The organism is Streptomyces sp. NPDC046379 (assembly GCF_055587785.1).
Genome location: NZ_JBVJFP010000005.1, coordinates 291,918 through 304,622 on the forward strand (window position 1 = coordinate 291,918; position 12,705 = coordinate 304,622).

The 12,705-nt window shown below is 77.6% G+C and carries 9 protein-coding genes; 6 read left to right on the forward strand and 3 right to left on the reverse strand.

Features of this window, described 5'->3' with window-relative positions:
- The first annotated feature begins 51 nt into the window (after positions 1-51).
- Entirely contained in the window at positions 52-1,698 is a 1,647-nt protein-coding gene (locus tag ACZ6KF_RS12155) for an SDR family oxidoreductase (protein WP_469238389.1), read from the forward strand.
- 3 nt (positions 1,699-1,701) lie between these two features.
- The gene (locus tag ACZ6KF_RS12160; RefSeq protein ID WP_469238390.1) at positions 1,702-3,078 is read left to right on the forward strand and encodes a cryptochrome/photolyase family protein; all 1,377 of its coding nucleotides are present in this window, start codon (positions 1,702-1,704) and stop codon (positions 3,076-3,078) included.
- A gap of 100 nt (positions 3,079-3,178) precedes the next feature.
- Here the strand turns inward: ACZ6KF_RS12160 and ACZ6KF_RS12165 are convergent, their stop codons facing one another.
- Genes ACZ6KF_RS12165 through ACZ6KF_RS12175 form a run of 3 tightly spaced genes read right to left on the reverse strand, consistent with a single transcriptional unit; the run spans position 3,179 to position 6,746 of the window.
- A complete protein-coding gene (locus ACZ6KF_RS12165; protein ID WP_469238391.1) occupies positions 3,179-4,741 on the reverse strand; it encodes an FAD-dependent oxidoreductase in 1,563 nt (520 codons plus the stop codon).
- The gene (locus tag ACZ6KF_RS12170; RefSeq protein WP_356628049.1) at positions 4,738-5,523 is read right to left on the reverse strand and encodes a methyltransferase domain-containing protein; all 786 of its coding nucleotides are present in this window, start codon (positions 5,521-5,523) and stop codon (positions 4,738-4,740) included. Before ACZ6KF_RS12170 ends, ACZ6KF_RS12165 begins: the two co-directional genes overlap by 4 nt.
- 17 nt (positions 5,524-5,540) lie before the next feature.
- Positions 5,541-6,746 carry a lycopene cyclase family protein gene (locus tag ACZ6KF_RS12175; protein WP_469238392.1) on the reverse strand — a complete coding sequence of 402 codons (1,206 nt, stop codon included), beginning with the start codon at positions 6,744-6,746 and terminating at the stop codon, positions 5,541-5,543.
- 314 nt (positions 6,747-7,060) lie between these two features.
- On the opposite strand from ACZ6KF_RS12175, the gene ACZ6KF_RS12180 reads away from it, so the two are divergent.
- From ACZ6KF_RS12180 to ACZ6KF_RS12195, 4 genes are all read left to right on the forward strand, one after another.
- Positions 7,061-8,887: a polyprenyl synthetase family protein gene (locus ACZ6KF_RS12180; RefSeq protein WP_469238393.1), complete on the forward strand. Its 1,827-nt coding sequence runs from the start codon at positions 7,061-7,063 to the stop codon at positions 8,885-8,887.
- Complete coding sequence (locus ACZ6KF_RS12185) at positions 8,884-10,431, forward strand: phytoene desaturase (protein ID WP_469238394.1); 1,548 nt, start codon at positions 8,884-8,886, stop codon at positions 10,429-10,431. The genes ACZ6KF_RS12180 and ACZ6KF_RS12185 overlap by 4 nt, the downstream gene beginning before the upstream one ends.
- 214 nt (positions 10,432-10,645) lie before the next feature.
- On the forward strand, positions 10,646-11,674 hold the full coding sequence (locus ACZ6KF_RS12190) for a phytoene/squalene synthase family protein (protein ID WP_356628045.1): 1,029 nt from the start codon (positions 10,646-10,648) through the stop codon (positions 11,672-11,674).
- Positions 11,671-12,684, forward strand: coding sequence for a DUF5914 domain-containing protein (locus ACZ6KF_RS12195; RefSeq protein ID WP_469238395.1), 1,014 nt, complete (start codon positions 11,671-11,673; stop codon positions 12,682-12,684). The genes ACZ6KF_RS12190 and ACZ6KF_RS12195 overlap by 4 nt, the downstream gene beginning before the upstream one ends.
- Positions 12,685-12,705 lie beyond the last annotated feature (21 nt).

The following is a 12,705-nucleotide window of genomic DNA, read 5'->3' on the forward strand; positions in this document are numbered from 1 at the left end:
CGCGAGACCACGGACGCGCGCACCGCGGACGACGGCAGGCGGGACGGGAGCATGGGCGACGAGGACATCACCGCGGCGGCGGACACCGGACGGCCGGTCGCCGGCGCCGCTACCTGCCTGGTGACCGGCGCCAGCGGGTACATCGGAGGCCGGCTCGTACCGGAGCTGCTGGACGCCGGTCACCGGGTGCGCTGCCTGGTCCGCACGCCGGCCAAGCTGCGCGACCACCCCTGGGCGCACCGGGTCGAGATCGTCCGGGGCGACGTCACGGACGCGGACTCGGTGGCGCGGGCCATGACCGGCGTGGACGTCGCCTACTACCTCGTGCACTCGCTGGGCACCGGCCGCGACTTCGAGCGGACCGACCGCGACGCGGCCCGCGTCTTCGGCGAGCAGGCCCGCGCGGCCGGGGTCCGCCGCATCGTCTACCTCGGAGGTCTCACCCCCGCCGCGGTGCCCGAGTCCCGCCTGTCCCCGCATCTGCGCTCCCGCGCCGAGGTCGGGCGCATCCTGCTCGACTCGGGCGTGCCGACCGCCGTGCTGCGCGCCGCCGTCATCATCGGCTCCGGCTCCGCGAGCTTCGAGATGCTGCGCCACCTCACCGAGCGCCTGCCGGTCATGGTCACCCCGCGCTGGGTGCGCACCCGCACCCAGCCCATCGCCGTCCGGGACGTGCTGCGAGCCCTGGTCGGCTGCGCCGGCCTGCCGCCCGACGTCAACCGGACCTTCGACATCGGCGGCCCGGAGGTGCTCACGTACCTGGAGATGATGCGCCGCTACGCCGCCGTGGCCGGCCTGCCCCGGCGGTTCATCGTGCCCGTGCCCGTGCTCACGCCCGGCCTGTCCAGCCACTGGGTCGGCCTGGTCACCCCGGTGCCGGCCTCGATCGCCCGCCCGCTGACCGAGTCCCTGCGCCACGAGGTGGTCTGCCGGGAGCGGGACCTCGAACGGTACGTGCCCGGTCTGCGCGACCGCCTCACCGGGTTCGACCGTGCCGTCGCCCTGGCCCTGCAACGCGTCCGCGACGCCCAGGTCGCCACCCGCTGGTCCTCCGCCTCGGCGCCGGGCGCGCCCAGCGACCCGCTGCCCACCGACCCGGACTGGGCGGGCGGCAGCCTCTACACCGACGTGCGGGAACTCGACGCGGACGTGCCGCCCGACGCCCTGTGGGAGGTGGTGGAGGGCATCGGCGGGGAGAACGGGTGGTACTCCTTCCCTCTGGCCTGGGCGGTACGCGGCCGGCTGGACCGGCTCGTCGGCGGAGTGGGCCTGCGCCGGGGCCGACGGGACGCGCGCAGGCTCCGGGTGGGCGACTCGCTGGACTTCTGGCGGGTGGAGGAGATCGAGCGCGGCCGACTGCTGCGGCTGCGCGCCGAGATGCGGCTGCCCGGACCGGCCTGGCTGGAGATGCGCGTGGAGGGCGGGGACGGCGGGCCCGTCCGGTACCGGCAGCGGGCCGTGTTCCATCCCCGCGGCCTGCTCGGGCACCTCTACTGGTGGAGCGTGGCCCCCTTCCATGCAGTCGTCTTCGGCGGCATGGCCCGCAACATCGTCCGCGCCGCGTCCCGGGTGCGGGAGGGACGCGCGGGAGCCGCCGGCCCGGCCACGGACGGCCGCCCCACCGCATCCGGAGCCACCGCCGGGCCGGAAGGCGGTGCGGCCCGCGCCGCCCGCCGCCACCCGCCGGAGAGAGGCTGAACCATGCACGTCTCGGTCGTCCTGTTCACCTCGGACCTGCGCCTGCACGACCATCCGCCGCTGTGCGCCGCCCTGGAGGCCGCCGACGCCGTGGTCCCGCTGTTCGTACGGGACCGGGCGGTCGCGGCGGCCGGCTTCGCCCCGCCCAACCGCAGCGCCTTCCTCGCCGACTGCCTCACCGACCTCGACTCCTGTCTGCGCGATCGCGGCGGGCGGCTCGTGGTGCGCTTCGGCGACGTGGTCGACGAGGTGTGCCGGGTGGTGGCCGAGGCGGACGCCGACGAGGTGCACATGTCGGCGGCGCACAGCCGGTTCGCCGTCTCGCGGGAGGAGCGGCTGCGTCGCGCGCTGGAGGCCGCCGGCCGCCGGCTGTTCGTGCACGACGCGGTCACCGTGGCCGTCCCGCCGGGCGAGGTGACACCCGCCTCCTCCGGTCACTTCGCCGTCTTCACGCCGTACTACCGGCAGTGGGCGCGGGCCCGGCTCCGCCCCGTCCTCGCGGCCCCGCGCCGGGTGCCCGTCCCCGACCGGGTGCGGGGCGAGCCACCGCCCGCCCGCGCCGGGATCGCCGGCGTCTCGCCCGGCCTCCCGCCCGGCGGCGAGAGCGTGGGCCGCGCCCGCGTCGTCGCCTATTGGCGGCGCGGACTCGACGCCTACGACGACACCCGCGACGACCTCGCCACCGACGCCACCTCCCGGCTCTCCGCCCACCTGCACTTCGGCACCCTGTCCCCGGTGGAGCTGATCCACCGGGCCCGCCGCCGCGCCGGACCCGGCGCCGACGCCTTCGTACGGCAGCTCGCCTGGCGCGACTTCCACCGCCAGGTCCTCGCCGCCAGGCCCGAGGCGGCCCATGCCGACTACCGCACCCGGCACGACCGGTGGCGCACCGAGCGCACCGCCGCCGAGGACATCGAGGCATGGCGGCAGGGCCGCACCGGCTACCCGCTGATCGACGCGGCGATGCGACAACTGCGCCACGAGGGCTGGATGCACAACCGCGCCCGCCTGCCGGCGGCGAGCTTCCTCACCAAGACCCTCTACGTCGACTGGCGGATCGGCGCCGCCCACTTCCTGCACTGGCTGGTCGACGGCGACATCTCCAACAACCAGCTCAACTGGCAGTGGATGGCCGGCACCGGCACGGACACCCGGCCCAACCGGGTTCTCAACCCCGTCGTCCAGGCCAAGCGGTACGACCCGGACGGCGCCTATGTGCGCCGCTGGGTACCCGAACTCTCGGGCCTGGGCACCCCGGAGGTCCACGAGCCGTGGACGCTGCCCGCCCCGCTGCGCGCCGCCCTCGACTACCCGGAGCCGGTGGTGGAACTGGCCGAAGGGCTGCACCGGTTCCGGCAGGCCCGCGAGCGGCGGCTCTGAGAGGCCGTTTGGCGCCCCGGGCCCGCTGCGGTTCCGGCAGGCCAGTGAGCGGCGGCTCCGAGACGCCGGCTACGCCCCGGGGGCCCGCCCCAGAACGCGTTCACCTCCCGCCGACCGCTCCCGCCGCCCGCCGCAACAGGGCGCTACGGCCCCCGTCGGGCACCGTCCACAGCGGATGGCCGCGCAGGCCCCAGCGCCCGAGCAGCTCGTTGGCGGCGAGGAAGCCGCTGGTGGCCGCCCGTTCCATCAGGGCCACCGGCAGGCCGGTGCGCACCGCGTCGCCCGCCACGACCAGCCCCGGGACGGGCGTGCGCACGCCGGGGCGGTCACCGTAGCCGCCGACCGGGAACAACGGGCAGTCGGCGTGCCACTCGTGGCGGGCGTCCACGACCCGGGCCTGCCGCGTCTCCGGGTAGACGCGGTGCAGTTCCGCCAGCACTTCCTTCTGCCGCCGCTCCCGGTCGGCGTCGCCGGGCAGCGCGTAGGCGTGCAGTTCCAGCACCGAACCGCCCGTACGCGCGGCCCAGCGGGCGGCCTCGCCCTCCCAGCGGTTCAGGACGCTGACGTTGTCCAGGCATCCGTAACCGCCGGTGCCGAGGAATCCGGGCCGGTCGGCGCGGACCGGCCGGTCCAGCCACAGGCGGGAGACCAGGAACGGCGGGGCGGTGCACAGCCGCGCCATCCGCTCCCGCCACGCCCCGTCCCCGAGCCCGACCGAGCGGGCCACCAGATCCCGTGCCGCACCCGGATCCAGGGCCAGCACCACGGCGTCGCAGTGCTCCTCGTCGTCGGCGGCGGCCACGGCGAAGCCACCGCCCGGCAGGGCCGTGACCGCCTCGACCGGGGCAGCGGTGCGCAGGTCGGCGCCGAGTCCGGCCATGTGGCCGGCGAGCGGGTCCCACAGGGCCCGCGGGAACGGTTCGTCCGGCACGTCGAACAGCAACCCCTCGGACGAGCCCAGGAAGTAGATGTGGAACATCAGCGCCATCTCGGCGGCCGACAGCCCCCGCGGGTCGGCGAAGAAGCTGCGCGAGAAGACCTCGAACGCCAGGTGCCGCGCCGCCGCGGGGAAGCGGATCTCCTCCAGGAAGTCATGGGCGCTGACGTGGTCCAGCCGGTCGTACACCCCGGGCACCCGCACGTCGAGCAGGGGCAGTGCGGCCCGGGCGTTCATCCGGGCCAGGTCGCGCGCCCGGAAGGAACGGCTCAGCGCCACGAAGCCGAGCGCGCTCAGCGGAGGAGTGCGCGGCACGCGCCGGAACGTGTCCTGGCCTCCGTCCGCGTGCCGGAGGGGGTAGTCGGGCAGGGCGGTCAGCCCGGACAGGGAGGGGTCCGTACGGCGCAGCAGCGCGCGCAGGTTGTAGTACTGACGGAAGAAGGCGTGGAAGCCCCGGCTCATCGTCACCGTGCTGCCGTCGGACAGCCGAGTGCTCCATCCGGCCAGCCTGCCGCCGAGCTGCTCCCGGCGCTCGTACAGGGTGACCCGCACTCCGCGCTCGGCCAGTGCGGTGGCGGCCGTCAGCCCGGCGATGCCGCCCCCGACCACCGCGACGCGCGGTGCGGACGCGGGGTCGGCGCGGGGCGCGCCAGGAGGGGCGGGCAGCAGCCGGGCCCGCCGGTCCCGGCCGGGACGGGGCGGCGTACGCGGCGCACAGCCGGTCATCGCGCGCTCCCCTCGCTCCCCGGAGCCCCGGTCCCCGCCCCGACGCCTCCCGCGTCCGCCGGGCACCGCTCCTTCGCCGGGCGGCGCGCCACCACGGTGTGCGTGACGCCGGTCTGCCAGCCGGGCAGCGGCAGCACCCGGACCCGCTCGAAACCGGCCCGTTCCACCCTCCGGCCGAGGTCGCCCGCCGTGTCGAAGGCGAGGACGCTGCGCCACAGGTGCCGGTAGAGCGGCCCGTCCCCCAGCAGGGCGGCGACGGGCAGCACGAGCCCGCCGCAGACCGCGCTCCACACGGCGCGGTGCACCGGCCGCCCGCTCAGCGCGTACTCGTGCACCGCGAGGCGGCCGTGCGGCGCGAGCAGTTCCAGGGCCGTGGCCAGCACGGCGTCCGGATCGGCGGCGTTGCGCAGCAGGTAGGCGGCGAACACCGCGTCGAACGGGCCGCTCACCCCCGCCTCGGCCAACCGCTCGACCGGGGCGTGCACGAACCGCACCGGCCGCGCCCAGGGCCGTGCCGCCGCACGCCGCAGCATTCCCGAGGAGGCGTCGACCGCCGTGATGTCCGCGCCGGGCAGCACGGCGGCCAGGGCGGCCGTGGACGCGCCCGTGCCGCAGCCGAGGTCCAGGACCCGCAGCCCGGCGCCGTCCGGCGGCAGGCCGAGCCGGCGGGCGGACCGGCGCAGATGGGCGTGGTACCCGGGGTTGGCCGCCACGAGCGCGTCGTAGCTGCGGGCGGCGTGGTCGAAGGCGCCGGCCAGGTCGGCGTCGCGCAGAAGGGGCATACGGTCGGGCTCCGGTGTCAGGCGGCGGGAGGGTCCCGGCGCGGGATGAGGGGCAGGGCGAGGGCGGAGGCGAGCATCGCGGCGACGGGGACGTGCGCGCCGATCGCGAGGTCCTCCGGCAGGCTGGTGCGGCCGTCCAGGAACCGCAGCAGCCGCGGGGCGGGCACCCGGGCGAACAGGCGGGTGAAGAACGCCGGGCCGTCCACCCGGCCGCTGTCCAGGGCGTGCAGCAGGACCGCGTCCATGAGGCGGGCGCGGGCCGGGTGGGGGAGCGGCGGCAGCGGGCGCCGTCCGGCGTGCAGCGCGGCGGCCACGGCGTCCGTCTGCCGCTGCACGGCGCTGAAGGTGTAGCCGGTCGACGGGCGGGTGGCGCCGGCGCAGGCGCCGATGCGGAACACGGCCGGCGCGGTCCGCCGGGCGAAGACGGCGTCCGTCATCGGGATCACCCCCTGTTCGCACTCCGTGACCTCGTAGTCGCCGGGCCCGCCGAGGCCGAGCACGCGTCCCGTGTAGTCCCGCAGCGCGCGGTCGTACGCCTCGCGGGACAGGACGCGGCGGGAGAACTCGGTGTACTCCACGAGCGCCTCGGCGGGGCCGACCGGCAGCACGTAGCCGAAGGAGAGACCGTGCGCGGGCTGGGGCGTGCGGAAGTCCATCAGCTCCACGGCCGACGGGTCGAAGGCGGGCCGGGCCGTGCGGACGAACCAGCCGCGGAAGTGCTGGAGGAGGGTCGTGCGGGCGGGCGGGAGGCGGGGCAGCGGGCGGGAGTCGAACACCCAGCGGGCCCGGACGACGACGCGACGGCCGTTCGCGCCGCGGGCGTGCACCAGGGCGCCGTCCGCCGTCTGCTCCACCCGGTCGACCGCCGCCTCGACCCGCCGCACCCGCCCGCCCGACGCGATCGCGTGGCCGGCCAGCGCCTCGAAGGCGTCCGACCGCAGCATCTTGTAGCGCAGCGGCGCGATGGCCGCGCTCACGGCCGTGCCGTCGGCGCCGCGTACCCTCAGCCGCTGCCAGGACGCGGTCAGCGCCTCGTCGTAAGGGCCCTCGCCCGCTTCCCAGAAGCACCAGGTGCGCGGCGGGGCGGCCGCCGGGCCCGGCGGGGCGGCCAGCAGCACCGTGTCCAGCCGGGCCGCGCCGGCGGGCGGCCGGGCCAGCCGCAGCGCGAGCGACAGCCCCGCCGCGCCCGCGCCCACCACGGCGACGTCGGCCTGCAGTTCCACGACCGCTGCTCCCTTCCCGAACTCCCCGGCCGCATCCGGCTTCCCGCGCGTTCCCGCCCGCATACGTCGTCCCCGACCGGGAACGCGTGCCCGGATCACCGGCGGGTCGACGGCGCGCGAGCCCTGCGCACGGCGGCCCGACGTCCAGTGTTCCGGGCGGGCGGCGCGGACGGATGCAGCGCGGGGTGTGTCGTCGTGCTCCGCACCCGGCCCGTCCGCTCCAGACCCGTTCGGCGCATCCGGACCGGCGTCCGGCGCGGAATGTGTCTCGACGGAGAGAACGACGGCAATGACGACGGGTGAGAGGATCCGCGATGCGCTCCAGCCAGGCGACCTTCCGGCACACGGCGGACCCGCCGGGCGGGCCCCCGGAGGCTTCGGCCGGCCGGCCCGGCGCCGACGGTCCCGCTCGTGACGCCGTTCCCGGCGCCGCGTGGGAGGAGACGCCCGGGGCCGGCGCCGACCGCCGCGGCGTTCCGCGTCGTCGGCCGGCCCGCCGAGACGCCCACCGCTCCGACGGCACGGGAGCGTCGGACGGCCGCGGCCACGGCCACGGCCACGGCGTCGGCTCGGCTTCGCCGCCGGGCGTCTCCGGCCGTGGCGACGCGGCTGATGGCGTCGCCGTCGCCTTCGCCGACGCCGCGTCAGGAGCCCTCGACGCCTCGGCGACCGCCGGTCCGGGCGGTGCCCGGTCCGGTGCGGTCACCTCCGCGGACCTCGCCGCCGTGGACGCCGGGGTCGTCGACGCCGGCCCGGCCGCGGCCCTCCAGCCGGTGCTGGCCCGGCTGCTGGCCGCCCGGCTGGAGCACGCCCGCCGGCTCGACCCGGTCTTCGCCCGGGACCTCGCCGAACGCGTCGCCGGCCTCACCCTGCACGGCGGGCGCCGGATCCGCCCCCGCATGCTGTGGTGGGCGCTGCGCGCCTGCGGAGGCGGCGACCCGGCGCAGGTCCGGGCGGCGCTGCGGGCCGGCGCGGCGCTGGAGCTGCTGCAGACCTGCGCCCTCGTGCACGACGACGTCATGGACGCCGCCGAGACGCGCCGGGGCCGTCCCGCACTGCACACCGCGGTCGCCCGCCAGTACGCGGGCGGACCGCCCGGCTCGGCACGGCGGCTCGGCGACGCGGCCGCCGTGCTCGCCGGCGACCTCGCGCTGACCTGGGCGGACGACGAGATCACGGACCTGCTGCTGGACGGCGCGGCCCTGCCGCCCGGCGCCGTGGCGCGGGTCCGTGAGCTGTGGCGCGCCACACGGACGGAGATGGTGGCCGGCCAGTATCTGGACGTCCACGGTCAGGCGAGCGGGTCGCGCTCGACGTCGCACGCCCTGCGCGCCGCCCGCCTCAAGAGCGCCCTCTACACGGTGGAGCGCCCGCTCGGTCTCGGAGCCGCCCTCGCGGGCGCCCGCCCGGCCGTCACGCAGGCGCTGCGCCGGGCCGGCCGCTGCGCCGGGCTCGCCTTCCAGCTGCGCGACGACCTGGACGACCTCTTCGCCGACCCCGCCGTCACGGGCAAGCCGTCCGGCGGTGACGTGCGCGAGGGCAAGCCGACCTACCTCATGGCGGCGGCCCGCGCCCGTGCCGCCGACGACCCGGCCGCGCTCGCCGTCCTCGACGCGGTGTCCGGCGACACCGCCCTGACCGAGGACGACCTGGACCGGGTACGCGACGTCCTGACCGGCACCGGAGCCCGGGCCCTGGTGCGGCGTGAGATCGAGCGGCTGACCGACCGTGCGCTGCGCATCCTGGCCGCCGCCGCGCTGGAGCCCGGCCCGGCCGCAGCGCTGCGCGCACTGTTCACGGGCATTACCGGGTTCACCGGGTCGGCCGGGTCCGGCGGGTCGGTTGGGTCCGCCGGGTCCGCCGGGTCCGCCGGGTCCGCTGGGCCTGCCGGGTCGGCCGGAACCGCCGGATGCACCGGCGTGACCGGTGCGTCCGGCTCCGGCGCGTCCACCGATGCCTCCGGCCGCACCGGCCCCACCCGCGAGCCCGGCTCCGCCCGCGAGCCCGGCTCCGCCCGCGAGCCCGGCTCCGCCCGCGAGCCCGGCCCCGCCCGCACGTCCGGCGCCGGCCCCTCGGCCGTGGAAGCTCCGCCGTGCGCCGTCGCGCTCGCCGGCGATTCCCGGACGGAGGGCGGCCGGTGACCAGGACGCTGAAGGGGCCGACCGATCACGTGGTCGTCGTCGGGGCCGGCCTCGCCGGGCTGTCGGCCGCCCTGCACCTGCTCGGCGCGGGCCGCAGGGTGACCGTCGTCGAGCGCGACGCCGGGCCCGGCGGACGCGCCGGGATGCTGGACCGCGGCGGTTACCGCATCGACACCGGGCCCACCGTGCTGACCATGCCAGACATCGCCGACGAGGCGTTCGCTGCGGTGGGCGCCTCGCTGCGCGACCGCGTCGAGCTGATCCCGCTGCGCCCGGCCTACCGGGCGTCCTTCGCCGACGGCAGCACGCTGGACGTGCACACCGACGCCGACGCGATGGAGGCGGAGGTGGAGCGGTTCGCCGGTCCCGCCGAGGCGGGCGGCTACCGCAGGCTGCGCCACTGGCTGACCGAGCTGTACCGGGCCGAACGGCAGCGGTTCCTGGACGCCGACTTCGACTCCCCGCTGCAACTGCTCGGCCCCGACCTGCTCCGGCTGGCCGCGCTCGGCGGATTCGGCCGCTGGGAGGCCGGCGTCGCCCGCCACCTGCGCGACGAGCGGCTGCGCCGGGTCTTCACCTTCCAGGCGCTCTACGCGGGGGTGCCGCCGACGCGGGCCCTGGCCGCGTACGCCGTCATCGCCTACATGGACACCGTCGCCGGTGTGTACTTCCCGCGCGGCGGCATGCACGCCCTGCCGCGGGCGATGGCCAAGGCGGCCCGGGAAGCGGGAGCGGTCTTCCACTACGGCAGCCCGGTCACCCGGCTGGAACGTTCCGGCGAGCGGATCACCGCCGTGGTCACCGGCGAGCAGCGCATCCCCTGCGACGCCGTCGTCCTCACCCCCGACCTGCCGGTGACGTACCGCCTCCTCGGCCGCACCCCACGCCGCCCCGCGCGGCTGCGGCACGCGCCGTCGGCGGTGATCCTGCACGCCGGCTGCGACCGGACCTGGCCGCAGCTGGCCCACCACACCCTGTCCTTCGGCCGGGCCTGGCGACGTACCTTCGACGAGCTCACACGCACCGGCGAGCTGATGAGCGACCCCTCCCTGCTGATCACCCGTCCCACCGCGACCGACCCCGGCCTCGCCCCTCCGGGCCGACATCTGCACTACGTCCTGGCGCCCTGCCCGCACACCGGCATCGGCCCCGGCGCGGCCGACTGGCGCGACCTCGGGCCCCGCTACCGCGACACGCTGCTGCGGGTGCTGGAACGCCGGGGACTCGACGGCATCGCCGCGGCGATCGAGGAGGAGTGCCTGGTGACGCCGGCCGACTGGACGGCGCAGGGGCACGCCGCAGGAACGCCGTTCTCCGCCGCCCACACCTTCGCGCAGACCGGCCCCTTCCGCCCGCGCAACCTGGTGCGCGGCACGGCCAACGCCGTCCTCGCCGGATGCGGCACCACGCCCGGGGTGGGGGTGCCGCCGGTGCTGCTGTCCGGCAGGCTGGCCGCCGCCCGCATCACCGGCGCGAGCCGCACGACCGCCGGGACCGGGCGCGCACCGGGCGCCCGTCGCCGTCCGGAAGGAGCCCCGGCGTGAGGTCGCGGGCCCCCGCGCCCGCCCTCCGGCCGCCCGCCGTCCCGGCGCCACCGGGCTCCCTTGGACCGCTGCCCGACACCCGGCCCGGACGGCGGGCCCGGGCGACCGCCGCCGGGCCGGCCGGCGGTCCGCCGCCACGCCGCCGGGCGACCGCCCCGCATCCCCGCCGACGGGGCGCGCCGGTCCCGTACCCCCGCTCGGAAGGAGCCCGCCCGTGACCGCCAGGGAACTGGACGCCGCCGGCATCACCGCGCCGGCGCTGCGCGCCGCCTACACCCGCTGCCGCGAGCTGAACGCCCGGCACGGCCGCACCTACTTCCTCGCCACCCGCCTGCTCACCCCCGACCGGCGCCCGGCCGTGCACGCCCTGTACGGCTTCGCCCGCTGGGCCGACGACATCGTCGACTCCCTCGACAGCGCCGCCGGGCCGGCCGAACGCGCCCGGGCCCTCGACCGGCTGGACGACGACCTGGCCCGGGGCCTGGCCGGCGGCGCGGGCGCCACACCGGTGGTGCGGGCGGTCTGCGACACCGTCCGCCGGTACGCCGTCGACCCCCGCCACCTCGCCGACTTCCTCGCCTCGATGCGCAGCGACCTCACCGTCACCTCGTACGCCGACCACGCCGCGCTGCGCGCCTACATGCACGGCTCGGCGGCCGTCATCGGCCTGCAGATGCTGCCGGTCCTCGGCACCGTGACGCCCCGTGCCGAGGCCGAGCCGCACGCAGCCGAACTGGGCGTCGCCTTCCAGCTCACCAACTTCCTCCGGGACGTCGGCGAAGACCTCGACCGCGGACGGGTCTACCTCCCGCAGGACCTCCTCGGCGCCCACGGCGTCCACCACGACCTGCTGCGCCACTGCCGCGACACCGGCCGCCGCGACCACCGGGTCACCGCGGCGCTGAAGGACTTCGCGTCGCTCACCCGCGCCGCCTACCGGCGCGCCGTGCCCGGCATCGACATGCTCGACCCCGTCTCCCGGCCCTGCATCCGCACGGCGTGCGTCCTGTACGGCGGCATTCTGGACGCGGTGGCCGCCGACGGCTACGCGGTGCTGCACCGCCGCGCGGTAGTGCCCCGGCGGCGCCGCGCCCTGGTCGCCGCGGACGGCCTGCTGCGGGTCGCGGCGGCCCGCGCCGCCGCCCGGCGCGTCCCCGCCGGGCCGCCCCCTCCCGCCGCGGCGGAGCCGGCCGCGGCCCGTCTGCACACCCGCCGCGTCGCCCGTCACGAGGAGGCCGTGTGACACCCGCCCGTCCCGACCGCCGCCGCAGGCGGCTGCCGCTGAGCCTGAGCCGTGACCGGGTCGCCTGGGAGCGCCAGCGTCCCACCTGGCGGGAAGCCCGGCCGGGGCTCATCGCCGCCGCCCTCAAGCGGGCCCGGACCCGCCCCACCGGCAACTGGTACGTCGTCGGCGCCTCCCGAGACCTGCGCCCCGACCGGCCCCTGGGCCGCACGGTCGCCGGACGGGAGGTGGTGCTGTGGCGGGACGCCGGGGGGCGCCCGGTGGCCGGTCCGGGCGCCTGCCCGCACCTGGGCGCCCCGCTGCGCGACAGCCCGGTGCGCTGTGGCGCCCTGGTGTGCCACTGGCACGGACTGACCCTCGACGGCGCGCCGTTCGCCGGCTGGGAGCCGTGGCCGGTCCACGACGACGGGGTGCTGTTGTGGGTGCGGCTGGACGAGGCCGGGGAGGAGGAGCCGACCGCCGGCCCGTCGGTGCCGCCCCGCCCCGCGACGGCCGGGTCGCTGACCGCCGTGTACACCGGGGTGGGCGTCTGCGAGCCGGAGGACGTCGTCGCCAACCGTCTCGACCCCTGGCACGGGGCCTGGTTCCACCCGTACTCCTTCGTCGACCTGACGGTCGTCCGCGCACCCGGCGAGGGGGACGAGGACGACTCGTTCACGGTCGACGTGTCCTTCAAGGTCGCCGGACCGCTGGTCGTTCCCGTGCGCGCGGTCTTCACGGCGCCCGGTCCGCGCACGGTACTGATGCGGATCACCGAGGGCGAGGGGCGGGACTCCGTCGTGGAGACGCACGCCACGCCGCTGGGGCGCGACTCCCTGGGCCGTCCGCGCACGGCGGTCGTCGAGGCCGTCGTCGCCACGTCCGAACGGCTCGGCTTCGCCGTCGCCCGCCGTGCCGCCCCCTTGCTGCGCCCGCTGATGCGGGCCGCCGCGGGCCGGCTGTGGCGGGACGACCTGGCTTACGCGGAGCGCCGCTGGGCCCTGCGCAGCTCGGGACGGTTCCCCGGCTGAACGCGCCGGGCCCGTTCGCCC